24 protein-coding genes, 1 pseudogene and 1 riboswitch are annotated in these 23,938 nt (G+C 37.8%); of the genes and pseudogenes, 9 read left to right on the forward strand and 16 right to left on the reverse strand.

Features of this window, described 5'->3' with window-relative positions; genetic code table 11:
• Positions 1 to 169: 169 nt before the first annotated feature.
• Positions 170 to 1,138 (reverse strand): DMT family transporter, encoded by a 969-nt coding sequence (locus tag BMMGA3_RS08365; protein ID WP_004434266.1) that lies wholly within the window; start codon positions 1,136 to 1,138, stop codon positions 170 to 172.
• Between the two features lie 249 nt (positions 1,139 to 1,387).
• Here BMMGA3_RS08365 and chrA point away from each other — a divergent pair, with 249 nt between their 5' ends.
• Positions 1,388 to 2,584 carry a chromate efflux transporter gene (chrA, locus tag BMMGA3_RS08370; protein ID WP_004434268.1) on the forward strand — a complete coding sequence of 399 codons (1,197 nt, stop codon included), beginning with the start codon at positions 1,388 to 1,390 and terminating at the stop codon, positions 2,582 to 2,584.
• Between the two features lie 152 nt (positions 2,585 to 2,736).
• On the opposite strand, the pseudogene BMMGA3_RS08375 reads toward chrA, so the two are convergent.
• A pseudogene (locus BMMGA3_RS08375) lies at positions 2,737 to 3,932 on the reverse strand (alanyl-tRNA editing protein).
• A gap of 683 nt (positions 3,933 to 4,615) precedes the next feature.
• On the opposite strand from BMMGA3_RS08375, the gene gltP reads away from it, so the two are divergent.
• On the forward strand, positions 4,616 to 5,872 hold the full coding sequence (gene gltP / locus BMMGA3_RS08380; RefSeq protein WP_004434276.1) for a glutamate/aspartate:proton symporter GltP: 1,257 nt from the start codon (positions 4,616 to 4,618) through the stop codon (positions 5,870 to 5,872).
• A 330-nt stretch (positions 5,873 to 6,202) separates the two neighbouring features.
• Here gltP and BMMGA3_RS08390 read toward each other — a convergent pair whose 3' ends face one another.
• Both BMMGA3_RS08390 and BMMGA3_RS08395 read right to left on the reverse strand, forming a co-directional pair.
• Positions 6,203 to 6,790 carry an undecaprenyl phosphate transporter UptA gene (locus BMMGA3_RS08390; protein ID WP_004434282.1) on the reverse strand — a complete coding sequence of 196 codons (588 nt, stop codon included), beginning with the start codon at positions 6,788 to 6,790 and terminating at the stop codon, positions 6,203 to 6,205.
• Between the two features lie 158 nt (positions 6,791 to 6,948).
• Positions 6,949 to 7,422, reverse strand: coding sequence for a histidine phosphatase family protein (locus BMMGA3_RS08395; RefSeq protein WP_318533217.1), 474 nt, complete (start codon positions 7,420 to 7,422; stop codon positions 6,949 to 6,951).
• A gap of 365 nt (positions 7,423 to 7,787) precedes the next feature.
• Here BMMGA3_RS08395 and BMMGA3_RS18395 point away from each other — a divergent pair, with 365 nt between their 5' ends.
• Positions 7,788 to 7,913, forward strand: coding sequence for a hypothetical protein (locus BMMGA3_RS18395; RefSeq protein WP_259674463.1), 126 nt, complete (start codon positions 7,788 to 7,790; stop codon positions 7,911 to 7,913).
• Between the two features lie 153 nt (positions 7,914 to 8,066).
• A complete protein-coding gene (locus BMMGA3_RS08400) occupies positions 8,067 to 8,630 on the forward strand; it encodes an FAD-dependent oxidoreductase (protein WP_004434287.1) in 564 nt (187 codons plus the stop codon).
• Positions 8,631 to 8,726: 96 nt separating this feature from the next.
• Here the strand turns inward: BMMGA3_RS08400 and BMMGA3_RS08405 are convergent, their stop codons facing one another.
• Complete coding sequence (locus tag BMMGA3_RS08405; protein WP_004434290.1) at positions 8,727 to 11,075, reverse strand: FdhF/YdeP family oxidoreductase; 2,349 nt, start codon at positions 11,073 to 11,075, stop codon at positions 8,727 to 8,729.
• 227 nt (positions 11,076 to 11,302) lie between these two features.
• Here BMMGA3_RS08405 and fdhD point away from each other — a divergent pair, with 227 nt between their 5' ends.
• Positions 11,303 to 12,109 carry a formate dehydrogenase accessory sulfurtransferase FdhD gene (gene fdhD / locus BMMGA3_RS08410; RefSeq protein WP_004434293.1) on the forward strand — a complete coding sequence of 269 codons (807 nt, stop codon included), beginning with the start codon at positions 11,303 to 11,305 and terminating at the stop codon, positions 12,107 to 12,109.
• Between the two features lie 89 nt (positions 12,110 to 12,198).
• On the opposite strand, the gene BMMGA3_RS08415 is transcribed toward fdhD, so the two are convergent.
• The 4 genes from BMMGA3_RS08415 to BMMGA3_RS08430 form a co-directional block, all read right to left on the reverse strand.
• On the reverse strand, positions 12,199 to 13,032 hold the full coding sequence (locus BMMGA3_RS08415; RefSeq protein ID WP_004434296.1) for a MetQ/NlpA family ABC transporter substrate-binding protein: 834 nt from the start codon (positions 13,030 to 13,032) through the stop codon (positions 12,199 to 12,201).
• 29 nt (positions 13,033 to 13,061) lie between these two features.
• Positions 13,062 to 13,727, reverse strand: coding sequence for a methionine ABC transporter permease (locus BMMGA3_RS08420; protein WP_004434299.1), 666 nt, complete (start codon positions 13,725 to 13,727; stop codon positions 13,062 to 13,064).
• The gene (locus BMMGA3_RS08425) at positions 13,717 to 14,730 is read right to left on the reverse strand and encodes a methionine ABC transporter ATP-binding protein (protein WP_004434302.1); all 1,014 of its coding nucleotides are present in this window, start codon (positions 14,728 to 14,730) and stop codon (positions 13,717 to 13,719) included. Before BMMGA3_RS08425 ends, BMMGA3_RS08420 begins: the two co-directional genes overlap by 11 nt.
• Positions 14,731 to 14,806: 76 nt before the next feature.
• Positions 14,807 to 14,915: riboswitch (SAM riboswitch) on the reverse strand.
• Positions 14,916 to 15,122: 207 nt separating this feature from the next.
• Positions 15,123 to 15,734, reverse strand: a complete 612-nt coding sequence (locus BMMGA3_RS08430; RefSeq protein WP_004434305.1) for a nitroreductase family protein — start codon at positions 15,732 to 15,734, stop codon at positions 15,123 to 15,125.
• A 245-nt stretch (positions 15,735 to 15,979) separates the two neighbouring features.
• Here BMMGA3_RS08430 and BMMGA3_RS08435 point away from each other — a divergent pair, with 245 nt between their 5' ends.
• Complete coding sequence (locus tag BMMGA3_RS08435; RefSeq protein WP_004434306.1) at positions 15,980 to 17,128, forward strand: TIGR04053 family radical SAM/SPASM domain-containing protein; 1,149 nt, start codon at positions 15,980 to 15,982, stop codon at positions 17,126 to 17,128.
• A 12-nt stretch (positions 17,129 to 17,140) separates the two neighbouring features.
• On the opposite strand, the gene modA is transcribed toward BMMGA3_RS08435, so the two are convergent.
• Positions 17,141 to 17,989 (reverse strand): molybdate ABC transporter substrate-binding protein, encoded by an 849-nt coding sequence (gene modA, locus BMMGA3_RS08440; RefSeq protein WP_004434308.1) that lies wholly within the window; start codon positions 17,987 to 17,989, stop codon positions 17,141 to 17,143.
• Between the two features lie 156 nt (positions 17,990 to 18,145).
• On the opposite strand from modA, the gene BMMGA3_RS08445 reads away from it, so the two are divergent.
• A complete protein-coding gene (locus tag BMMGA3_RS08445) occupies positions 18,146 to 18,334 on the forward strand; it encodes a hypothetical protein (RefSeq protein WP_004434310.1) in 189 nt (62 codons plus the stop codon).
• 93 nt (positions 18,335 to 18,427) lie between these two features.
• Here BMMGA3_RS08445 and BMMGA3_RS08450 read toward each other — a convergent pair whose 3' ends face one another.
• Complete coding sequence (locus tag BMMGA3_RS08450) at positions 18,428 to 19,048, reverse strand: NUDIX hydrolase (RefSeq protein WP_004434311.1); 621 nt, start codon at positions 19,046 to 19,048, stop codon at positions 18,428 to 18,430.
• Positions 19,049 to 19,322: 274 nt separating this feature from the next.
• On the opposite strand from BMMGA3_RS08450, the gene BMMGA3_RS08455 reads away from it, so the two are divergent.
• Complete coding sequence (locus BMMGA3_RS08455; protein ID WP_004434313.1) at positions 19,323 to 19,856, forward strand: YceI family protein; 534 nt, start codon at positions 19,323 to 19,325, stop codon at positions 19,854 to 19,856.
• A 168-nt stretch (positions 19,857 to 20,024) separates the two neighbouring features.
• On the opposite strand, the gene BMMGA3_RS08460 is transcribed toward BMMGA3_RS08455, so the two are convergent.
• From BMMGA3_RS08460 to BMMGA3_RS08475, 4 genes are read right to left on the reverse strand one after another with little or no spacing between them, the layout of a single operon-like run.
• Positions 20,025 to 20,810, reverse strand: coding sequence for a DUF4247 domain-containing protein (locus tag BMMGA3_RS08460; protein ID WP_034669207.1), 786 nt, complete (start codon positions 20,808 to 20,810; stop codon positions 20,025 to 20,027).
• Positions 20,811 to 20,821: 11 nt separating this feature from the next.
• Entirely contained in the window at positions 20,822 to 21,328 is a 507-nt protein-coding gene (locus BMMGA3_RS08465; protein WP_038502169.1) for a DUF4178 domain-containing protein, read from the reverse strand.
• A gap of 23 nt (positions 21,329 to 21,351) precedes the next feature.
• Positions 21,352 to 21,756, reverse strand: coding sequence for a DUF350 domain-containing protein (locus BMMGA3_RS08470; protein WP_004434324.1), 405 nt, complete (start codon positions 21,754 to 21,756; stop codon positions 21,352 to 21,354).
• Positions 21,757 to 21,813: 57 nt separating this feature from the next.
• Entirely contained in the window at positions 21,814 to 22,479 is a 666-nt protein-coding gene (locus tag BMMGA3_RS08475) for a PspA/IM30 family protein (protein ID WP_004434327.1), read from the reverse strand.
• Between the two features lie 181 nt (positions 22,480 to 22,660).
• Between BMMGA3_RS08475 and BMMGA3_RS08480 the strand changes: the two genes are divergently transcribed.
• Positions 22,661 to 22,900 (forward strand): helix-turn-helix domain-containing protein, encoded by a 240-nt coding sequence (locus tag BMMGA3_RS08480; RefSeq protein WP_004434330.1) that lies wholly within the window; start codon positions 22,661 to 22,663, stop codon positions 22,898 to 22,900.
• Positions 22,901 to 22,925: 25 nt separating this feature from the next.
• Here the strand turns inward: BMMGA3_RS08480 and BMMGA3_RS08485 are convergent, their stop codons facing one another.
• Complete coding sequence (locus tag BMMGA3_RS08485; RefSeq protein WP_004434332.1) at positions 22,926 to 23,936, reverse strand: ABC transporter ATP-binding protein; 1,011 nt, start codon at positions 23,934 to 23,936, stop codon at positions 22,926 to 22,928.
• Positions 23,937 to 23,938 lie beyond the last annotated feature (2 nt).

Raw genomic sequence — 23,938 nt, forward strand, 5'->3', positions numbered from 1 at the left:
AACATTCCTTTCCAAATTAGTATATGTTTTGTGTAAATTTTCAAAAAAATATTCAAATAAAAAACAGCCCTGCTGAATCAGCAGAACTGGGGATTTTTTTGCACAGATTTTTCTTTAAACATTAAAGTTAATTTTAATATGTTAATGAACACTTCATTAATAATTGTTCTTATGCACTGGCGGTTTCACTTTTCATGTTTTCCGTTTTTACTGAAATCCGGCTATGCAAGACCATCCCGATAATAACCAGCAACATTCCTGTAAGCGAGGCAGCAGATGGAAGCGGTGCCGATAATACGATAACTTCCCCGGCAGCAGAAAAAAGTACTTCCAGCGATTGGGTCGCTTCAACGGCTCCTAATTTTTTCATATTCCCTTTCACGAGATCCGTAGCAGCAAAAAATAAAACAGTGGCGAAAACTCCTGAAAAAATGGCAACTAATCCTGATTGGACAACTTGTCCTTTACTTGGCAAACCTACAGTAAATAAACCGAAAAGTGACAAGAGAAACCAAAATGGCAGGCTTGCAATCGTCATTCCTAAAACCCTTTGATAAGCATCGAGTTGGCCATTACAGACTTCCATCATTTTTCTGTTTCCTAACGGGTAAGCAAATGAAGCGATCAAAATCGGAATGACACATAACATAGCATCTTTCACAGAAAGTTTGGTTGCATGTTCTAGTTGCATAATGGCAATACCGATTAAAATGATGAATGACATCGCAAGACCTTTATATGGGATTTGACCTCTTACTCGGATCAAGCCATGTTCCGTTTGAATCGTTTCATAGAATAATGGAACTAGGAGAGAGCCGGAAATAATAGTAATTTGCCAAGTTCCTGCAATCAGCCAGCCCGGACCATATGCAGATGCAAAACATAACGGAGCATAAAACAGCACAAAGCCAATAAAACTCCATAAAAGCCAGTTATGCAGCTCTTTTTTCATTTCTCGAAAGAGAGATAATAAGCCTTTTCTCCATGCAACGATTAATAAAAGCGGCGGAACCATAAAAATATATCGAAGAGAGGCACTCCATATCCAGCTCCCGCCTGAAAGTTCCATCGCCCGATTTAAAACAAAAGTAAACGCAAAAAAGAAAGCCGCACAAATGCCTAATAATATTGGACGCAAACGGCTTCACCTCACCATCAAATGTGATTTATATTTTTTCCCTGATTCTTGTTAAAGAATTTAGTCCTTAAAACAAATATATTGCATTTATTTTTTTACATCAATTATTTCAGAAATATTCAGTCATTTAAAGAAAGATTTTATTCAGTATTCTTAATTATTTTTAAGATTTTGTAAATATTGTTCATTCCTTTTTAAAGTTTGTTATTCTATTGCTGTTATAGGAAAGATCAGATAGGAGGATTGTTCTTGGCAAAAGGATCACAAGATAATAGATTTAAAACGTTATTGGAAATTTTGCTTGTATCAACGCGGCTAGGATTGACATCTTTCGGTGGGCCAATTGCCCATTTAGGATATTTTCATGAGGAGTATATCCGCAGAAGAAAATGGATGGATGAAAAAACTTATGCTGATTTAGTTGCATTATGCCAGTTTTTGCCCGGACCAGCAAGCAGCCAAGTTGGGATTGGCATTGGTGTCATACGAGGCGGGCTTTTAGGCGGAGTGCTTGCATTTTTGGGTTTCACATTGCCTTCTGTAATCGCTCTAATTCTTTTTGCACTTTTCATAAAAAGTTTTGATATTGGAAATGCCGGATGGATCCATGGTCTAAAAATAGTTGCTGCAGCGGTTGTCGCTCATGCGATCATGGGGATGACGCAAAAACTTACACCTGATTTAGCACGAAAAACAATTGCTCTTTTTGCCGTTGTAGCAGCGCTGATTTGGCAATCAACATTTACACAGGTTGGAATTATCCTTCTTTCTGGAATTTTTGGATTACTTTTCCTTAAAACGGAAAAAGAAAAAGTGTATTCGCAATTAAATGTACCGATTTCAAAAGGTTTTGCTGCGGCATGCTTAATTCTTTTTATGGCACTCTTATTTATCCTTCCTTTAATAAGTAAGCTGGCACCCTTTCATTGGTTTGCAATGTTTGACAGTTTTTATCGATCAGGTTCATTGGTATTTGGTGGGGGGCATGTTGTTTTGCCTTTACTGGAACGTGAATTTGTACCGGCCGGATTTTTAAGCGAAGAAGCATTCCTTGCCGGGTACGGAGCAGCACAGGCCGTTCCGGGACCTCTGTTTACTTTTGCAGCTTACATCGGCGCAGCAGCATATGGTTGGAAAGGCGGACTTGTCGCGACAATCGCCATATTTCTGCCTGCTTTTCTATTAATAGTAGGAACACTTCCATATTGGGATCAATTACGGCGAAATCCGAAAATGAAGAGAGCATTAATGGGGGTTAATGCAGCAGTCGTTGGCATTCTGATTGCCGCCTTTTATGATCCGATTTGGACTAGTTCGATCCTAGCTCCAATTGATTTTTCTTTTGCCGCGATTTTATTTAGTATGTTAGCTTTTTGGAAGGTTCCGCCATGGGTCGTTGTTTTGACCGGTGCCATCGGTGGCTCAATTCTATCTATAATTGGGTAAATCCAAAGTGGTTGCTCATTGCCTTACCTTAGTCATAATTTAGAATGAGTAGATCCCTCGACTCCAAGCTAAAGAACGCCCTGATTCATGATCAAATTATAAATTTTCTTATCTTTTTAAAAAAGCTGCCAAAACGAAGCAGCTTTCTCCTTTTACTCGTTCAGTTTTTCGATTAATTGATTAAGAAGCTCATCTCCAGATATAGTGGCTTCGCCTCCCCCTTGAGCAAATGTTTCGTTTCCTCCTCCTTTTCCATTAATGGATGGAAGAACGTCCGCCGCTATTTGTTTCATATTTGAATTGTCGGCTGAACCCCGGGCACAAACGAACTGAAGACGGTCGCCATTTTCGGCTGCAAACAACACAGTAACCTCTTCCTCATTAGCTGTAATCATACGTGCGAGTTTTTGGAGTTCCTGAATCGAACGATTACGGAAAACTTTTGCGATCAATTGGATTTCAGGTTTGCTTTTTCCAAAAGCTCTTTTGCTTCATAATGAAGGAGATTTTCCCTTGCTTCCTCTAATGATTTCTCAGTTTCCTTTGCATGATCTAAAAGACGGCTTGCAGCAGTGATGATTTCCTCCTCAGATGCATTTAACAATGCATTTAATTCACGAATCACTTTTTGTTTTTTCCCAAGCTGTTTCAAAACACGATTCCCGCAAACAAATTGGACCCGTATTCGCTTTCGCTGTCTTTCCCAGTCTAAAATCTTAATTGCCCCTACCTGCCCGGTAGAATGTGGATGAGTTCCTCCGCATCCGTTGTAATCAAAGTCGGGAATAATGACAAGCCTGATATTTTCCGTAACGGAAGGCTGTTTTCTTAAAGGATATTTGGAGAGCTCCCTTTCCGTAACCCATTTTGTTTCAATCGGCCTATTTTCAAGAATAATTTGATTCGCAAGTTTTTCTGCTTCCATTGCCTTTTGCTCTGACAATTCTTCGATATCAAGGTCAATAGTCAGAACTTCCTTTCCCAAATGAAAGCTTACAGTTCGGTACCCAAACAGCTCTTCAAACGCTGCGGATAAGATGTGCTGCCCGGAATGCTGCTGCATATGATCAAATCGTCTTTCCCAGTCAATTACACCCGTTACGTCTATATTTTGCTCCGAAATCGGCTTTTCAACAAAATGGCGGATCTCCCCGTTTATCTCTTCAACATTAACCACCTTAATATGGTTTAGCGTCCCGGTATCGTGCGGCTGGCCTCCCCCGGTCGGATAAAATGCCGTTTCCTCTAAAATAACATACCAGTTGCCAGCCTCGTCCTGATTTTGGTGAAGGATCTTTGTTGTAAATGTTTTTATGTATGGATCCCGATAATATAATTTGTTCTGCAAGTGCAGCCAGCTCCTCTTTAATTATTTCTATCTCTGAACTCCCTTTAAATAAAGCAATGAATTTTAGAATAGTCAAGTGTTGCATCCGACCTGATTTTAACAGACTGTTTAAATTTAAAATAATTATATTATGTAAACAAATTAATCCGATAATTTAGTCGTATTTATATAATTATTGGTTGGACCGTAACGAATCTAAATGTTTTAAGTAAAAAATATTATCTTTAATAAATTTATTAGGAATTATTTTAAAAAAGTATTATGATTTTTATCTTGATTAAAGAGGCTTTTCCGCTGCCCAAAAGAAGCGGTACTTGGAGTTGCTTGACACTTTATTATCGTGCCATTATTATCCTTTTTATTAGCAATAGGGTTAATTTGATAATATTCCACAAAATGTAAATGGAAGCTTCTTCTTTTTGGATAAGAATAATATTTTTATATAACTGATTTTATTTTATCCTTCTCGATCACTTCTACTTTAATAATCGTCGATTAAGCTTCTCTTCAATTATTTTTCAATAAAAAAAGAATTATTATAGTTTTTCATAATTTCAGAATATATTTTATCAATATAGTAATTTTTCAATTGAAAAATTGACAAACTTTCAGCTTCACATTATTATATATCATGTGTCTTTTTTGTCGTTTTTTGTTGAATTTAATCAGAAAGGGTGAGTAAATTGAAAAAACTTGGGTTGGCATGGCAAATACTAATAGGTCTTGTTCTTGGTATTGCTGTAGGTGCCATATTTTACGGTAATCCGGAAATACAAACCTATTTACAGCCAATTGGCGATATTTTTATAAGGTTAATTAAAATGATCGTGATCCCAATTGTCATCTCAAGCATTGTCGTAGGTGTAGCAGGTGTTGGAGATATTAAGAAACTTGGCAAACTTGGTGGAAAAACTATTCTTTATTTTGAGATAATTACGACTATTGCAATCGTTGTCGGGCTCCTTTCTGCCAATATATTTCGACCTGGTGAAGGCGTAGATATGAATGCCTTGGAAAAAGGCAATATAGACTCTTATTTGCACACAACAAAAGAAGTAGAAAATCATAGTTTTGTCGATACATTTGTTAATATTGTCCCTTCTAACATATTTGAATCAATTGTCAAAGGAGACATGCTGGCGATTATTTTCTTTTCCGTTTTATTCGGCCTTGGCGTGGCAGCCATCGGCGATCGCGGAAAACCGGTTCTTCGTTTTTTTCACGGAACCTCTGAAGCCATGTTTCATGTTACCAATCTTATTATGAAATTCGCTCCATTCGGTGTTTTTGCATTAATCGGAGTTACTGTATCGAAGTTTGGGGTAAGTTCTTTAGTCCCTCTAAGCAAACTAGTTCTTCTCGTATATGGAACAATGTTCTTTTTTGTTGTCGTTGTTTTAGGTTTAACTGCAAGATTATTTGGAATTAACATTTTCAACTTGTTTCGTATTTTAAAAGATGAATTGATACTTGCTTATTCTACAGCAAGCTCAGAAACTGTTTTACCTAAAATTATTGAAAAAATGGAAAAGTTTGGGTGTCCAAAAGCGATTACCTCGTTTGTCATTCCTACTGGCTATTCTTTTAACTTGGACGGCTCAACACTCTACCAGGCAATCGCCGCTCTATTTATAGCACAAATGTATGGGATCCATCTCTCCTTTTCTCAGCAAATTTCCTTAATGCTTGTTCTTATGGTGACGTCTAAAGGAATTGCTGGTGTTCCCGGCGTATCCTTCGTCGTACTGCTTGCAACGCTTGGAACGGTTGGGATACCGGTAGAAGGCCTCGCATTTATTGCAGGAATTGACCGTTTACTGGATATGGCCCGTACAGTTGTAAACGTAGTTGGAAATTCCCTTGCAGCTGTTATAATCTCTAAGTGGGAAAAACAATATAATTTACAAGAAGGAGAAGCTTATCTTAAAGAAGTTTCTTAATCTTGATAATCAAAAAGGCTTTTGCTCAAGTTATTCGTTGGGCAAGGCCTTTTTTTGTGGAAAAGGGGCGGAGCTGCGCTGATAAAAGTAGAATTGCCAACCTATTATTAGCAAGATACATGTTTAGCTTTGTAAATTTTTTTAGCTTGGCTCCGCTCACACCGCCTTATTTTGTTAGTTATGTTTCAAAATGAAGTCTATTTCCATTTCAGGGTCGGGAGTAAAAACTCATGATGGTTTTTTGCCGCATGCCAAATAAAAAAAACACAGATGTAAAAACCCCTGTGCTTATGTTCTAAAGGAAATGATTGTTGATTATTGCTCACTTCATTAGCTTTTTCTTTTTTGTTTAATAAGAAAATAGATGACTGTTAATACGGTAGCAATGACGATCATCGGCAAACTGTACTGGCCGGCAACTTCTTTAATTTTTGTCCAATTTTCACCAAGTATTTGGCCTAAATACAAAAAGAAAATGGACCAAGGGATAATCGCTGCAACTGTAAATAAAATAAACTTGCTTACAGGCATTTTTGCAATTCCCGCCGGTATTGAAATCGCATGCCTTACCACCGGAATGAATCTTGCGGTAAAGATAACTCCATTTCCATATTTCTTAAACCAATCTTCTGCAACATCGAGATGTTTTTTTTGAATGAAGATATATTTTCCATACTTTTCTAAAAATGGTCTTCCACCAAAATAACCAGCCCAGTATAAAAACAGTTGGGCTATAGTACCTCCAATTGTACCTGCAATGACGGCACCGACAAAATTGATTGTTCCTTGGGATATCATATATCCGCCATATCCAAGCACAATTTCACTTGGAATGATTTCGATCATCAATCCAAGGGCAATTCCTATGTATCCAAGATCTGCGAGCCAATATAATATTGAATAAATAAAATCTTTCATGTAACCACCTTTATCTGTTTGCTTTTGAACATGAACTTATTATAATAGGGATTCTTTTAAAAAGTAAAATATTTATATGACCAAACTATTTTCACCTAGTGTCAATTTTAAAGTGATTTTTGCCCTACATACAAAATATACTCCTTTTCTTTGATTTATTAAAGTATAGTGATGTATTTATTCTTTTTCAAAGATATATAGTTTTCCATTTTAGGTCTTGTTATCTTTTTCCCTTTAAAACCTCTTCTTAAAAGCTCCTTGCTCATCATCATCATAAAGGCGCCGTGGCTTACAATAAGGATATTATCATTTTGGTTTTGAATTATTTGGTCAAGTACGGAATGAATTCTCTGTTCAACATCAAACTTTGTTTCCTGCTGTGATTGATGATTAATTAGCCAGGCTGTCCTTACAAGGAATGCCCATAAAAGAAATGGCAATTTCATATTTTTTTTAAAAAGAGGGTACATAGAAATTTCTCGCAATTCTCTCATTTTGATAATCTCACCTGAAAAAATTTGTTCCGCTGTTTTTACAGCTCGATGAACATCACTAGTATAACACTTTGTCCACTCAATTCCTCCTAAATCTATAGTTCCATCCTCAATATCGGATGTTTCGTATTCTTCTATCCAATGACAAAGCTATTTTTGTGAAATGATTTTTTTCTCAGGAAATCCTCGTATCACTTTAAAATGACGAACTAATCCGATTTTTAACTAATTCACCCTCTTTTCTACTTAATTAAACCAAATAGCAACCTTCAGGATTTTTGCTGCCATTGATTCCCTTCCTCTACTTTCCAATTGCTATATAGTTCAACATCGATTTTTTGAATTCCTTTAATAACTTGTTTTGTTTTTCATTCTTTAAAAAGGAAAACGTGCACAAAAAAATGAACTAATAAAAAACAAGCTTTACCCTCATAAATTTGTTCATCCTTACGAACGCTATGATAGATAATCTAAAGATAATGCAAGGAAGGATGTTCAATATGATGTTGATAAATACTGATATAGACCAAATATTAGAAGCTACCATTGATATAGAAGAAGACTCTTATTCTTTCAAATTGATTGAAGTTGAAATTGATCATCTTCTGGAAAAGACGAAAGAATGGTAAGTTTTTGAACATATACTTCTTTAGAACAGCTTCACTCAGCAGAGTGAGGCTATTTCCATTTTTTACGATTCTATGAAGCAAAATATTTGAGATTTTTTCCCAAACGTGCTTTACTAAAATATGTAAAATCGAACAAAGGAGGAATATTTTGACATGTATGAAATTGCTGTAGTTGGAGCGGGACCGGCCGGGGCAAGTGCTGCCCTTTTTGCAGCGAAGGCAGGAAAAAAGACGGTGCTAATTGATAATGGCCAAAGCATTACAAAAAAAGCGTGGATTGAAAACCATTATGGAGTTATGGAAATCACAGGCCCAGATCTAGTTGAACTTGGAAAAAAACAGGCACAAAAATTTGGAGCGGAGTTAGTTGAAAGTAAAGCGTTAAGTATTGAAAAAGGTTCCTATGGTTTTACAATTAAGACAGAAAGCGGCGAATTTGAAGCGAAGCATATTATTCTTGCCACTGGAATATCCGTTGAGCTAGCCGAAAAAGCAGGAGTTAATACAAAAGAAGGTACTGAACCGAGAATTAAAAAAGTGATAGATGCAGATGCATCAGGTAAAACAAATGTTGAAGGAATCTGGGCAGCCGGCACTTGTGCAGGTGTAAGCGTTCACACCATCATTACTGCAGGTGACGGAGCGAAGGTAGCGATTAATGTAATTAGTGAACTAAATGGTGAGCGTTACGTTGACCATGATATTTTAAAATCATAATAAAAATTGGCATCACATTGGGAGAGCGAAACTCTCCCTTTTTTGATCTTTGTTTTCACACTTATATCATTTAAGAATTGGTCCGCAAAAAAGAAATCATTCGATCGTAGTTTCCAACTCTTCTATTCTTTTTTCTAAATATTTTTTGTCCTTCTGGGCATGAAACGTTTCCGCTTTTTCAACAATAACACTTGTATTGTAATCAGGAATTTTTGCATGTTCTTCATAAATTCCTTTTGGCAGCAAAACATTTCCTTCCGGCCAGTATACTGCTATATTGCCTTGCTTCACATCCTCAAATTTTGCCCGCCCCTGAAAAGTCCCAAATTGATTATAAACGACGATGGAATCTCCTTCACGAATTCCAAGCTTTGCTGCGTCATCAGGATTTATGGCAATATCATAGCGGTCTGCTCCGTTAAACGGGTCTGTTTCACTATAAATCATCGAATTGAATTGTTTTCCCCTTCGAGACGTAACATAAAAATGCCCTTCGGCTTTTCGAAGTTCAGGGATTTCAATAGGGATTAGGTTTCCTTTGCCATCTGCAGTCGGACAAATTCCTCCCTCGCACAGCCAGGCGCCGCCCCATTGAAAAAAATCCCCCTGGTTTTTCAAATGCTGGATGCCATCGTAGTTTCGGTTTGCAACCGCAATTTCGTTGCGAATCTCCTGTGCACTCTTAAAATAAATAAGTTCTTTCTTCTCAGGGTATACTCGTGAAGCAAGATCAACATAAATTTCCCATTCCGGGCGCGCTTCTTCTATTCTTGGCCCCTTAATTTCCGGGCTGAAGTAAATCATTCTCTCGGTGCTCGTTGACGTTCCTCCCCCAGGCTGTTCATACCGGGTCATTGCCGGAAGAATGATAACCTCTTCTTTTGCATCGAGTAATGTTGATGTATTAAAAATGATATCCTGATGAACACGTATTTCTAAATTTTCCAATGCTTCTTTTATGAATTTAGGATTCGGCATCGTCTCAAGAAAGTTTCCGCCGCTTGTATAAAGCACTTTTACTTTCCGCTCATGCCCTTCCGGAAGCATTATATTTTCAATCGTTTGTCCGATCGTATCCCCTTGCCATCTCGGAATCTTAAATCCCCAGATTTCTTCAATCCGCCGGGCATTTAGTTCATCAAACTCACCGCCAGGCAAAACAAAAGGATCTGCACCCATTTCACCTGACCCTTGAACACTGCTGTGCCCGCGGATCGGCATCAAACCGCAATGCTCTCTGCCAATAAAACCGCGGAGCATTGCGAGGTTTGCTACTTGCGAGATATTATCAGTTGCAAAACGGTGCTGCGTTAATCCCATACTCCATACAAAGACACCTGTTTTGGCATCGGCAAGCAGTTTTGCAAATTCAAACATTCGCTCTTTTGACAACCCTGAAGATTGTTCTAACAAAGACCAATCTTGCTTTTGTATATGCGCTTTCAGTTCTTCAAAGCCGTTCGTATGCTCGCTGACAAAACGGTGATCAATTGCAGATCCAGGAGCCTTTTCTTCCATTTCAAACCAATGCTTCATCACACCGTTCATGAAGGCGATGTCACCGCCAATGTTCACCTGAAACACGTCATCAACAATTTTGGTTCCAAACAGTGCACTTTCTGGAATGGATGGTATCCAGTAATTCTCCATTGCCGGCTCGCGATACGGATTGATTGTAATAATTTTTGTACCTGCTTTTTTTGCTGCATACATATATTTTGTTGAAACAGGCTGGTTATTAGCGGCAACGGAGCCCCAGAAAATTAGAACATCGGTTCCAATCCAATCTTTATAGCTGCAGCTTGATGCCCCGATTCCAAGAGAACGTTTCAGTGCAGTTTTACTGGGAGAATGGCAAATGCGCGAAGCGTTATCAATATTGTTCGTACCAAGAAAACGGGCGGTCTTTGCTGCGGTATAATATACTTCATTTGTTATCCCTCTTGCTGTCAAGTAAAACGCCAACTGTTTCGGATCAATTTTTTTAATTTTCTCAGCGATGCGGTTCAACGCATCGTCCCATGATATTCTTGTAAACTTCTTTTCTCCTTTCTTTCTTGAAAGGGGATAAGGGATCCTCCCAAGTTTACGCAGCTGAGTACTGTCAAGTTCCCTCATTTTTTCCACATCTTCGAGCCATTTTGGATCAATTGCCGGCATCGTGTTTAAACGGAGAACATTCAGACGAGTCGTACAGATATGGGGTCCGGTGAGAGTCCGGTCATATAACCCGGATACGCCAAGTGCACAACCGTCGCAAACACCTTGAGTTATAATCCGATATGCATATGGCAAATTATCTTTATTTTCCCAGACGGATTTAATTGTATCCCGAATATGATGCGGCTTTACTTTTCCTAGGCCCATTGGTGCAAAACTTGCCCATAATGATGGCCTGGGTCGTTTATCCAATTTAATAGGTCCAGTATGTTGTGTTTTTCCCATATCCAATCCTCCGAAAAATAAATAAAGGATAAAAACAAAAGGCGCAAGCGCCCCGTTTAGCCCGGTTAATCATAATTGAAATTATCGCAAATTTATGAACTTTCTTAAAAAATGGTAACATTTTTTAAATGTTCACTCAAGTTTTTTTAAAAATTTTTACTATTGAGATTTTTTATTCTGTGCTAATATTTTGAGTAATTAGGTATGTGTGGGATGGTGAAATGAGTATGGAGCGCCAAATCAGTTATAGAAATAATATTTTCAAATTTGAAAATGGTTTTTTTCGTGAGCAATTAGATGAAATAGCAACGGAATTTCCATTCACTATTATTTTAAATGGTGAAGAATTTGCAACAATGGTTTGTACACCGACACATTTGGATGAACTTGTCATTGGGTTTTTAGCTTCTGAAGGAGTTATTCGGTCAAATAATGAAATTGACCAGCTTCAAATTGATGAAAGCAAAGGATTTGCTTACGTGGATTTAGCTGTAAAAGCAACAACAAGCCAGCAATTCTACTCAAAACGATTTATTGGCTCGTGCTGCGGGAAGAGCCGGCAGTTTTATTTTCATAATGATGCACGTACTGCAAAAACGTCAACTTCAAAAATTAAAATTAAGCCAGAACAGTGTATAACGCTTATGAAAGCCCTTCAAAACAGCAGCACTGTTTTTAAAAATACAGGAGGAGTTCATAATGCTGCTCTTTGTTCGGAAAATGAAATGATTATTGCTAGAACAGATATCGGACGGCATAACGCATTGGACAAAATCCTTGGCTACTGCATTCAAAACCGGGTACCAATTCAAGACAAAATTATTGCCTTCAGCGGAAGAATTTCCTCAGAAGTTTTGCTGAAGGCGGCGAAAATCGGCGTCGGGGTGATATTGTCGAAATCTGCACCAACAGACCTTGCGATAAAACTGGCACACGATTTAAACATCACTGCAGTCGGATTTATCAGAGGCAACAGTTTGAACGTTTATTCCCATCCAGAAAGGATTGTCGAAAAATTAGAAAAGCTGACATGACGTATTTGTCCTGTCAGCTTTTTTCATTTATGTTTCCCACGATTCGTTATTACGGAAAAATTGATTTTTTGCGGAAACCTCTCCAAAAATTAACGGTTTTTCATCCATTCTGGTTTGCCGAATCCTTTAAATTGTTCATCAATTACTTTTTCAAACTCTTTTGATTCAACAGCTTCTTTAATATCTTTTACAAACTGGGCGTCTTTGTCTTTTGTATTAACAACGACGCGGTTGCGATATTGGTCAGGCATGTTTTCCAGTTGAAGTGCGTCTAAAAGATTCATTTTTGCAGCTAAGGCAAAGTTGCCTGGTACTGCTGCGAGATCAACGCTGTCAACTGCACGAGGAAGCTGGGCAGCTTCAAGCGGCTTAAACTTTAAATTCTTAACGTTTTCTTTAACATCCTTTTCAGATACCGTTAACGGGTTCGCATTAGGGTCAAGTTTAATAAGTCCGGCATCCTGTAAGATTAAGAAAGCGCGGGCCGCATTGGTCGGATCATTTGGGATCGCAATGGAAGCGCCCTCTGTCACTTTTTTAAGAGAAGAGAACTTTTTCGAATAAATGCCCATAGGTGCAGTCGGTACGACTATTACTTCAGATAGGTCAAGATTATGTTCTTTTGCAAAGGTTTCCATGTAGACTTTATGCTGGAAAAGGTTTGCATCAAGATCACCTTTCGCAAGTGCAAGATTTGGCTGAATATAGTCGCTGAATTCAACGACTTTCACTTTATATCCTTTTTTTTCAAGAAGCGGTTTAATAGCTTTATTTACCATATCGCTGTATGGACCTGAAGTTGCACCAATCGTGATTTGTTTCGTTTCATGTTTTGTATCTCCTGAGGAATTCTCACTTCCGCTGCAGGCTGCAAGAATGCCAATCATAAGGAGTAGGAAAAATGATAGAAATAATTTTTTCATGATAGTCCCCCATTTATGTATGTTTTTTTCTATCTTTTATCAACTAATCTTGCTATTCTGTCACCTGCAAACTGGATCAGCTGAACTAAGCAGATTAGGATAACAACTGTTGTAATCATGACCGTATTGTCATATCGATAGTATCCAAAGCGGATGGCAAGGTCACCGACACCGCCGCCGCCAACAATACCGGCCATAGCTGAGTATGCGATCAAACTGATAACGGTTATAGTAACACCTTGAATAATACCTGGCTTTGCTTCAGGAATCAAAACATCCTTGATAATCATCCACGGTGATGCCCCTACAGCAACCGCAGCTTCAATCACTCCTTTGTCAATCTCGCGAAGCGATTGTTCAACGATTCTCGCAAAAAACGGAATCGCTGCTACTGATAACGATACAGATGCAGCTGTAGGTCCGATTGTTGTGCCAGCTATCAGTTTTGCTAACGGCAAAAGTGCGATTAACAAAATAATGAACGGGATAGAGCGAACCATATTAACAATAAAACCAACAATATTTTTGAAGAAGGTATTTTCAAGAAATAGTCCTCTATCCGTTACAAATAAGAGCACTCCGATTGGCAGGCCAACGATAATCGCTACTAGAATGGAAATGCCAACCATGTAAATTGTTTCAAAAAACGCTTTGTTTAATTCTGGAATTAATCCTACTAAACTATCAAGCTGCATTTCGAATCACCTCCAAATGTTGAGTCCGTTTTGTAATGTAGCTTATTGCCTGTTCAATTTCATCCTGGTCGCCTGTCAATTCCATAATAAAAATTCCTAATGGTGTATCCTTTATGTACTCAATTTTTCCATGCAGAATGTTTCCTCTCACATTAAATTTCTGCAAAGAGTCGGAAATAACAGACTCTTCGGCAATCGCTCCTTGAAAAAATACTTTGACAATTTTTCCACGGCGTTCCTTTAAAAGATTTTCAGGAAGATCAAATTGCAGGATACTGTTGATAAAATTCTTTGTTAACTGTTCTCGCGGATTTGAGAATAGATCATAAACATTGCCTTCTTCAATAATTCTGCCATTTTGCATCACAGCCATCCTGTCGCATATGTCCTTGACCACTTCCATTTCATGTGTAATCAAGACAATAGTGATCCCTAATTCCCGGTTTATTTTTTTAAGCAAGTCCAGAATCGACTTTGTTGTGCTCGGATCCAAAGCGGAAGTGGCTTCATCGCAAAGAAGAACGGAAGGATTATTTGCAAGTGCACGGGCAATACCGACGCGCTGTTTTTGTCCTCCGCTTAATTGCGACGGGTAGACATCACTTTTGTCAGACAAGCCGACCATTTCAAGCAATTCTTTTACCCTTTTATCAATCTCGGCTTTTGATTTGTGTGCCGCTTTTAACGCAAAAGCAATATTTTCATAGACGGTTTTTGAGCTCACTAAATGAAAATGCTGAAAAATCATTCCAATTTTCAAACGGGCTTTCCTCAACTCTTTTTTCCTAAGGGAGGTCAACGACACTCCGTCAATAATTATTTCTCCGGATGTCGGTTTTTCCAAAAGATTCAGACAGCGCAGAAGGGAGCTTTTCCCTGCCCCGCTGTAGCCAACAATCCCAAAGATTTCTCCTTTCTTTATAGTAAGTGAAACATGGTCAACACCGACAACTTTTCCTTTTTTTGTTTCATAGATTTTGACTAGATCCTTTATTTCGATCATTTGTAACCCTCCTTTTGTGGTACGAATAATTAAAAAAGCCTCTTTCATTCAGAAAGAGGCATCGTCATTTATCTACGACTTATCTTTCAGAATGAAACGTTCATTCTGCAGGATGTGGCACCTTTCCATTAGAGGAGGTTGCCGGACGTCATTGGGCCTGGTCCCTCGGTCACTCTTGATAAGTAACTTATTCAATTTTATAAAAGAATCATAAAATTAAAAAATTCAGATGTCAACAGTTTTTTTCTTAATCAAAACGGTAGAAAACGTTTACAATATTGCTATATCAATGCAAAAAAATTTTTTCACTATTATGTTTATCGGTAAATGAAAGCACCTATTCCGTATGTAATTAGAAAAGGGAAACAATGAAATAGGTGCTATTTATTCTATTATTTCACCCATGTTATTAATTCTTCGATATTCAGGCGGTCAGCTTGTCGACCCGGTTTTAATGCTTTTCCAATCGCAATGAGCATAACAGGGGTATAACGTTCATCTACGTTAAATTCTTTTATAAACCTTTCTTTATCAAAGCCGACCATTGGGCATGTATCCCAGCCTTTCCCTTTTGCTGCAAGCATAAGCTGCATGGCTGCCAATGATGCATTGCTGTGTGCTGCCGCCAGTGCATATGTTTTGTCTTGATACACTCCTTTGATTTGACTTGCTTTTCGATCCATAATCTCTTGGCTAATTCTTCCGGACTCTACTAAAGGACGATATACTGCCTCAATTTTTTTATCAGCTTGAAGGTCTCCAAGAACGGCAATCACGGCTGATGATTCAAAAGTATGTGCTTGGTTGTTTGCGATTGGCAATAATTTTTTTTGAACATCTTTTCCGTGAAAAACCATGAAGTGCCAATGCTGAAGGTTCCAAGCAGATGGTGCACGGCCCGCAAGTTCCAGAATTTCCATTAATTCATCTCGCGAAATGCTTTGTTCCGGATCAAAATCTCTTACAGAACGTCTTTCCTCGATAATACTAAATATATTTGTCATGATCATCCACTCCTCTGATTTATATCTTGATAAATTTCATGTCAGACTTGCCGTTTACAGTTCGGAATCATACACGATTTGCTTTTTAGATGCAAATTATTGGCACTGAACTTGCCTTGGCAGTTTTTGTTCACAATTTTGAAGATTTTCTGTATCGAATTTGTAAATTTATCATCAGAAAGAAAAGTCTTGTAGAGGTATAATGTTCACTGTTAAATAAGATTTGAGAAAAGTTTGGTGATAGAATGTACAGAAATCAACAGTCAACAAAAACTACTCATCCACATTCCGCAACGATTGATTATAATGAAAATCCTTTTATTGTCATCTGGGAAGTTACGAGAGCTTGCCAGCTTAAATGCGTTCACTGCCGGGCAGATGCGCAAACGCTGCCTGATCCGCGTGAATTATCACATAATGAAGGAATAAAGCTTATCGATCAAATATATGAAATGAATAATCCAATGCTTGTTTTTACCGGCGGGGATTGTATGATGAGAGATGATTTATTTGAACTGGCGGATTATGCCATAAAAAAAGGCATGCGCGTTTCAATGACGCCAAGTGCCACTCCAAATGTCACAAAGGAAAAAATGGAACAGGCCAAAATAGTCGGTTTGTCACGTTGGGGTTTCAGCCTTGATGGACCAACTCCTGAAATTCATGACCATTTTCGCGGAACCCCTGGCTCTTTTCAGTTAACGATAGAAAAAATTAAATACATAAACGAATTGAATATGCCCTTGCAAATCAATACCGTCATTTCCCGGTATAATTATGGTTCTCTTGAAAAAATGGCAGAGCTGATCAAAGAATTGAAAGCAGTCATGTGGTACATTTTTCTGCTTGTTCCGACCGGACGCGGCCAAGTGAAGGATTGCATTACCCCTGCCGAGCATGAAAAAGTATTCCGCTGGCTTTACGAATTGAGCAAAACCGCTCCGTACGATATTAAAACAACAGCAGCTCAGCACTATCGGAGAGTCGTTATTCAACAAAAACTGAAAGAAAATAAAGTTCAATATGGTGAGATCCGTTATGAGGATTCGTTAACGAAAGACACGGCTTCTGCCATTGATGGACTGAAACGCGCACCTAAAGGAGTAAATGACGGGAATGGATTCATATTTGTTTCCCATATCGGCGATGTTTACCCGAGCGGACTGCTTCCAATTAAGGTAGGTAATATTCGGGAAAGACCATTAAATGAAATTTACCGGGAATCAAAGGTGTTAAAAGATTTGCGCAATCCGGATTTATATAAAGGAAAATGCGGAATATGCGAATACAGATATGTTTGCGGCGGCTCACGTTCAAGAGCATATGCTGTTACTGGTGATTATTTAGAAAGCGAACCATTTTGCGTTTATATTCCGATGGCACTAAGAAAATAATAAAAGGGCCGGCTAAAAGAACTCATTAGTCTTTTGGACGGCCCTATTTCTTCTTTCACTTTTCTGAATTAAAGAGATAAAACCATATTTCTCAAAAACTCTCATCGCGTTTTTGCTTTGTAAAAAATGATAAAACTTAATCGCTTCCTCTTTATTTTCCGATTTTTTTAAGACTCCAAGAGGATAGATAATAGGAGAATGCGATTTTTCTTCAGCAGCTGCAGCAATATCAATCTTGCTCGAAGTAAGTGCATCCGTTTTATAAACGATCCCTGCATCAACATTTCCGGTTTCCACATATGTCAACACTTGCCGTACATCCTTTGCATAAATGATTTTATTTTGAACGCTTTCCCAAATTTTGTAATGCTTAAGTGTTTCTTTCGCATATTTCCCTGCCGGCACGATTTCTGGAATTCCGATCGAGATTTTCTTAATATTTTTATCTGCCAAACCGATAAATCCATCAACTTTTTTCTGAGAATTTTTTGGTTGCACAAGCACTAGTTCATTCCCTACAAGACTTTTACGATAATTCTTGTCAATAAGTCCGCTTTCCACTAATGCATCAAATTTATCTTCAGCCGCAGATAAAAATAAATCAACCGGTGCGCCTTGAGAAATTTGCTGCTGCAATGCGCCCGAAGCCCCAAAATTAAAAAACAGCTTCACATGAGGATGTTCTTTTTCGTACAATTTTTGAATTTCCTCCATAGCGTCTTTCATGCTTGCAGCAGCTGAAATTGTAAGCTCAGCATCTTTTTTATTTTGATTCATAGTCTCCTTCTTAGGGCCGCTGCATGCTCCTAACAGAACAACTGCTATCAACCATGCGAAACAAAATATTATGTATTTTTTCATAATCGATCCTTTCCTTGCCCATATATCATATTCATTATAACAAATGACTGAATTATTTTACTAGAAAGAATTTTAAGAAAAAGTTAATTAGCGGTGTAAGGCATAAAACGAGCAAGACTAGTAAAAATAAGACTAAAAAGTAAAGGAGCGAAAGATATGCCTAAAAAACGTCCCGAATTTATGAATAGTCCTTATTTTGTTGATGAACCAGGAAATTGGCACTTAAAGCCAGGTGCACCTGAAGCCATGCAGCAAGATTTCGATGCTTATATGCAGTCACTTGAAAATCCATACGTTTGGGGTACAACAAATGGAATTAAAATTGATTATCCATTTATGAAGTAAAATTTCTTGATATGAGAGGCTGACACTTAAGGGTTTGTTCCTCTGCTTTAAGTCAGCCTCTTGTGAAAAGTGTTCTTTTAAATAATAGGTTAATTATTGATCATTAATAACTTCTAAGAAATGCTTTAATACTCTTGCGGTCAATCCCCAGATCACTTTTCCGTCATAATGGTAAAACAATTCTTCCGTTTGCCGCGTTTGCCAATTGTAATTTTCGCCTCCGGAAATAAGGTGAAAAGGAAAATTCTTTTCAGGTTTTACCTCAAAATGAATTTTAAAACGGTCAGGTTCAGTATTCATAAGAAAAGAAATCGGAACGGTGAAAAATTCAGCTACCTCGGATGGATTCGGCTTCATTGGGCCCGGTTCATGGATGGTTCCGACGAATGGGTAAATTATTGTTCCATATGGAGAAACTATATAATCCAACGGATAGACATTTTTAATTTGATCTAAACGGATCCCAAGTTCTTCTGATGTTTCACGGATCGCTGTATGCTGTTCATTTTTGTCAGTGCTTTCGATTTTCCCTCCAGGAAAACAAATCTCTCCAGGCTGTCTCCTCAAATCAAATGCACGAACTTCAAACAGGACGTGAAGATCATCTTCTTTTTCAATTAAAGGCAATAATACCGCAAACTTGGAATACCGATTTCCTCCTAATATTCCTGGTGTTCGATTTTGCAATTTTTTTAGGACCTGATCAAGATGCATATAATTTACCTCCACATCCTCATTTTATAGCATATATAAAGACAAAATATGAATATATATCATCATAGTCTAAAAGATAACATGATTCCTTTTTAAATAAAATCTTGAATTCACATCAATGAAACTGATGGATAATACAGAGGTTTTTTAAATTTATAAAAATTATCAAAAATGCAATTGACAATTTACACCAAAGCAAATATAATTATCTCATATTAAAATATCTCGAATTAAAGATATTTTTAATGATAAACTAAAAAAGGGGAAATGAACAATGGCAAAAACAAAATGGGCAATTGATACAGCTCACAGCAGTGTCGAATTTTCTGTAAAACACATGATGATTGCTAGAGTTAAAGGATCATTTGATAATTTCTCAGCTGCCATCGAAGCTGATCCAACTGATTTAACGACTGCTAATATTGAATTCAATGTCGATGCTGCTAGCATCAATACACGCAACAATGACCGCGACGCTCATCTGCGTTCAGCAGATTTCTTTGATGCAGAAAAATATCCATCTTTAAGTTTTAAATCCACAAAAATTGTGAAAACAGATGACGATGAATATGAAGTAACCGGCGATTTAACTATTCGCGGTGTTACACGTCAGGAAACTTTCACTGTGACATTCGAAGGCCAGGGAAAAGATCCTTGGGGAAATGAAAAGGCAGGATTTAGTGCTGAAGGGAAAATCAATCGCAGTGATTACGGTTTAACATGGAACGCAGCTTTAGAAACAGGAGGCGTTCTTGTTGGTGACCAAATTAAAATTTCTCTTTCAATCGAAGCAATAAAAGAAGCGTAAACGGCCAAATGAAGATGGGGGCTGACTTATTAGCATAAGGTCAGACCCCTCAATGACAACATATAGACAAACACTAAAAATGGCTATTCTAAATACTATATTGCCGAAGGGAGTCAAACCCTTTAAGTCAGCCCCATATAATTTTTGAAAGGGACTGCCGCACTAAGATTATCTTCTTTTTGTGATTCTTCCAAAACTTCCAACCCTTGTTTTCGGAGGCGAATGATTCTTAGGGCGTGAGAATAATGAAGAAGTCCATTTTCCTTCTGAATCCGATTTATAACTGTCACCTTTTTGTGGCTTAATAATTTTGCCAACCTCATCAGATACACCAGAGAATATATGTTTTTTCTTGAATATACTTCCTTTACTGTTATTATCAGAAACAGTCTTATCGCTCCGTTTTATGATTGTACCTTTTCCTTCTTTTGTAAGAGGCGGAAAGGTCTTTATCTCTTTAGCAGTTGGGGGATGATACTCAGTCTTAGGATGATAGATTTCTTTTGTCGTGTAGCCTCGATACTTTCCGCCATGATATTTGTATGAATCAAATAATTCATCAATGAGTTTAGCTGCAATATAGCCTTCTAAAAATGAAGGGTTGTAATTTTGACGGACAAATTCATTGTTATTTACTTCTATGAGTGTGTCTTTTTGGTTCTTTGGATCTCGCTGCAGATGATACCACTCATCAGAATAAACTAAGAACATCTGTTCTTCATCTTTATCCGAAATGTATTTTGGTTTCTTTTCTTCACTTAGTTCGTGTGCTACTTCAGGAACAGATTTATTTTCAGCCCGATAAACTCGAGATACCTGATCTCCATCTTTTGCAACAGATACTAATGGATACGATGAATCAACAGGGTTATTATTATTACAACCACTTAGAACGGCAACTGCTAAGGCAACTGCTAAAAGCGGAGCCAAAAAAGAAAACAGCCGCTTCATCATGATTTCACCCCCTAGTTAGATCGAATGACCTGGACATCAGCAGGGAGCAAAGATTCTCCTTCATACATGATCAATCGTCCATCGAGCCATTCAATTCTTATTAATTTGCGATTATCTGATTGAAACCTCCATACATGCATTTCCCCATCCTTTGAGAACGGTGTTTTTCCTGTAACTGTCACATTCCCGGCATATTGTTCCTCTAAAAAATATAAAGTGCCTTCTAGTTCAAGTGTTGTTGGAATTTCGTCAAAAGAATCTAAACGGCCATCAATTTGATCATAAACTTCATACTTCAATTTCTCTCGTTCCTCTATCTGTAAAAAACGAACCATACTGCCATCTTGAATGGTTAGAAAAACGGAATTGCGCTGCGAATGACGAGTTCTTCCAATTACCTCATACGTAACAAGCGACACTTCTACAATGTCTCCAGGAGAAACTGTAAGAATACTTTTTTCAGGTTGGGGAGGCTCAGCTTTTTTAAATAGATTTATCACACGATTAAATAAGGACATCCATTTCATCCTCCTTTTTCACCTTAAAAACAAGAAGCTAAAATTAACGCACCCACTACATGTAAGGAACCTGAAAAAAGAGCAGCAGATACTTTTCCAAGATGAGTCTCTTCTTCAAGGTGCAGACCGGCTGTTTTCTTTAAGAACCATTCAACAAGCTTTTCTAAAATAAATAAAATAACAAACGAAATGACCGATACTAATAACGCTTGCCAAAGGTCATTTGATTTTGCGATCGATTGAGAAAGAATATATCCTTGAGCAAACATCTTTAAGATAAATCTTGTGGCAACGGCTGTGTTCCCATTTTTAATTTCGGCCAAATCTTTGTACTTTGTAAAAAGTGAATCAATCCACATAAGTACGAACAGGAGCAGAGCCCCTGCCCCAGTCCATACGAACATAGCGATTACATTCATCAAATGCATTAACCGTTCACCTCAATCCAAATGATCTTTTCAAAAAGAGAGGTGCATTCAAATTGCTTACTCCTCGTATTTTTTCAAGAGTTCAGCTAATTCCTCCTCCACTTCCTTATCCCTATTAAGCTGTTCAAATTCCTCATCTAAGGATTTTTGTTTTTTATACACTTCTCCACTGGCCTCTGCCTCTGCTTCTAACTGAAGAGCTTTTTCTTCCATTCGTTTTAAACCAGCGAGGGCAGTATTTGAATCGAATCCACTCATTGCTTTATTGATATTTTTTTGAGCTTTAGCAGCATTCACACGAGCAACTAGAGTTTCTCTCTTATTTTTTAATTGGGTAATTTGTTTTCTCATTTCCACTAATTTTTCACGGAGATTATCTGCAGCAAGCTTATTTTGTTCATAGCTTGTTTTATATTCCAGCATTTTCTGCTCGGCAATTTTCTTCTCTTCTAATGCTCGGCGCGCTAAATCAATATTTTTTGCTTGTGCAGCAATATGTGCCTGCTCCTCCCTCTTTTTCACAAGCGCCTCTTGTTCTTCATAAAGTTGTTTAAATTTTTTCTCTAATGCGATTTGGGCAGCTACAGCTCTTTCTGCTTCTTCTAAATCCTCCTGCATATCACGTAAATATTGATCCGTCATTTTTATTGGGTCTTCAGCCTTTTCAATAAGAGCATAAATGTTAGCTAAAGTAAGATCTCTGAATCTTTTAAAGATAGACATAGTAAACCTCCTAATAAAGTTCTAAATTTGTGTTTAATTTGAATGTACAATATATATAACGAATAAAATCATGAAAGGTTTCAAATTTCCTTAACCTATTCCCGCTTTGACAAAACGCCCTTTAGAGTGTTAACTTTATTGTAGTTTGCAATTCTGGCTTTTTCTACGAGGAGGGGATTTAATGAATAAAGAAGTCATTAAATTTTTGAGAGAAAGCTATAATATGACACAGCGTGAATTTGCCAAGTTTGTAAATTGCAGTTATGCTCTTATTGCTTTAGTGGAAGTTGGGAAAAGACGGATTACCGAAAATCTTGAAAACAAAATCAAAATAGCGTTTGATTTGGATGACAACCAATTGGAATCAATTGCTTCAATAGTGGCCCATATATGTAAAGGAGTACCGCCTTTTAATCAATAGGACGGTACTCCTTTTTACTATCAATTTATTTTAAAACAGTGGCTTGACTTGCATTATGAACACCCGTTAGCTTTCGGTCGTATAAATGGCAAGCGACGTAATGATTGGAGTCGACTTCAATCCAGGATGGTTTTTGTCTTGCGCACACATCCATGGCATGTTGGCAGCGGGTTCGAAACACACAGCCGCTTGGAGGGTTCACTGGGCTTGGCAGTTCCCCTTTTAAAATAATGCGTTCTCTCTTGTCCTCAATATCAGGGTCAGGAATTGGAATAGCTGACAAGAGTGCCTGTGTATATGGATGAAGCGGATTTTTGTACAGCTGACTGCTTGCAGTCAGTTCAACAAGGTGCCCTAAATACATAACACCAATTCTGTCGCTGATTTGTTTTACCATCGAAAGATCATGTGCAATGAATAAATATGTTAAACCCTTTTCTTTTTGCAGCCGTTTCAAAAGATTGACAACCTGCGCCTGAACAGAAACATCCAGAGCAGATATTGGTTCATCCGCAATAATAAATTCAGGGTCAAGTGCCAGGGCACGTGCAATCCCAATTCGCTGCCGTTGTCCGCCGCTGAATTCATGCGGATACCGATTTGCATGGTCACGATTCAATCCAACATCTTCCAGTAATTGATAGACCCTTTCTAACTGCTCCTTTTTGTTTTTGTATATACCATGAACTTCCATCGGTTCGGAAATGATTTCCCTAACAGTAGAACGCGGATTTAACGATGCGTACGGGTCTTGAAAAATCATCTGCATTTGCCGTCTGAAGGCAAATTTTTCTTTTTCCGTTAATTGGTGAACGTTTTTTCCTTTGAAAAGAACTTCTCCCTCGGTCCGGTCGTATAAACCGATGATTGTCCTGCCTGCAGTGGACTTGCCGCATCCTGATTCACCAACGATTCCAAATGTTTCTCCCTTGTAGATTTTAAACGTTATCCCGTCAACCGCCTTTAATATCTCTCCTTTTCCAAGAAAAAAGTGCTTCTTTAAATTATTCACTTCTAATAGTACTTGTTTTTCCATGA

The sequence above is a fragment of the Bacillus methanolicus MGA3 genome (assembly GCF_000724485.1).
GTDB lineage: Bacteria > Bacillota > Bacilli > Bacillales > Cytobacillaceae > Bacillus_Z > Bacillus_Z methanolicus_A.

Bases quoted from the DNA above. Each gene is read 5' to 3' on its own strand.
- BMMGA3_RS08390 (WP_004434282.1), bottom strand. From the start codon at position 6,790: ATGAAAGATTTTATTTATTCAATATTATATTGGCTCGCAGATCTTGGA.
- BMMGA3_RS08455 (WP_004434313.1), top strand. From the start codon at position 19,323: ATGGCAAAAACAAAATGGGCAATTGATACAGCTCACAGCAGTGTCGAA.
- BMMGA3_RS08460 (WP_034669207.1), bottom strand. From the start codon at position 20,810: ATGATGAAGCGGCTGTTTTCTTTTTTGGCTCCGCTTTTAGCAGTTGCC.
- BMMGA3_RS08420 (WP_004434299.1), bottom strand. From the start codon at position 13,727: ATGCAGCTTGATAGTTTAGTAGGATTAATTCCAGAATTAAACAAAGCG.
- BMMGA3_RS08400 (WP_004434287.1), top strand. From the start codon at position 8,067: ATGTATGAAATTGCTGTAGTTGGAGCGGGACCGGCCGGGGCAAGTGCT.
- BMMGA3_RS08445 (WP_004434310.1), top strand. From the start codon at position 18,146: ATGCCTAAAAAACGTCCCGAATTTATGAATAGTCCTTATTTTGTTGAT.
- BMMGA3_RS08425 (WP_004434302.1), bottom strand. From the start codon at position 14,730: ATGATCGAAATAAAGGATCTAGTCAAAATCTATGAAACAAAAAAAGGA.
- BMMGA3_RS08430 (WP_004434305.1), bottom strand. From the start codon at position 15,734: ATGACAAATATATTTAGTATTATCGAGGAAAGACGTTCTGTAAGAGAT.
- BMMGA3_RS08470 (WP_004434324.1), bottom strand. From the start codon at position 21,756: ATGCATTTGATGAATGTAATCGCTATGTTCGTATGGACTGGGGCAGGG.
- BMMGA3_RS08435 (WP_004434306.1), top strand. From the start codon at position 15,980: ATGTACAGAAATCAACAGTCAACAAAAACTACTCATCCACATTCCGCA.
- BMMGA3_RS08450 (WP_004434311.1), bottom strand. From the start codon at position 19,048: ATGCATCTTGATCAGGTCCTAAAAAAATTGCAAAATCGAACACCAGGA.
- BMMGA3_RS08405 (WP_004434290.1), bottom strand. From the start codon at position 11,075: ATGGGAAAAACACAACATACTGGACCTATTAAATTGGATAAACGACCC.
- BMMGA3_RS08415 (WP_004434296.1), bottom strand. From the start codon at position 13,032: ATGAAAAAATTATTTCTATCATTTTTCCTACTCCTTATGATTGGCATT.
- BMMGA3_RS18395 (WP_259674463.1), top strand. From the start codon at position 7,788: ATGTTGATAAATACTGATATAGACCAAATATTAGAAGCTACCATTGAT.
- BMMGA3_RS08475 (WP_004434327.1), bottom strand. From the start codon at position 22,479: ATGTCTATCTTTAAAAGATTCAGAGATCTTACTTTAGCTAACATTTAT.
- BMMGA3_RS08465 (WP_038502169.1), bottom strand. From the start codon at position 21,328: ATGTCCTTATTTAATCGTGTGATAAATCTATTTAAAAAAGCTGAGCCT.
- BMMGA3_RS08480 (WP_004434330.1), top strand. From the start codon at position 22,661: ATGAATAAAGAAGTCATTAAATTTTTGAGAGAAAGCTATAATATGACA.
- modA (WP_004434308.1), bottom strand. From the start codon at position 17,989: ATGAAAAAATACATAATATTTTGTTTCGCATGGTTGATAGCAGTTGTT.
- fdhD (WP_004434293.1), top strand. From the start codon at position 11,303: ATGGAGCGCCAAATCAGTTATAGAAATAATATTTTCAAATTTGAAAAT.
- BMMGA3_RS08485 (WP_004434332.1), bottom strand. From the start codon at position 23,936: ATGGAAAAACAAGTACTATTAGAAGTGAATAATTTAAAGAAGCACTTT.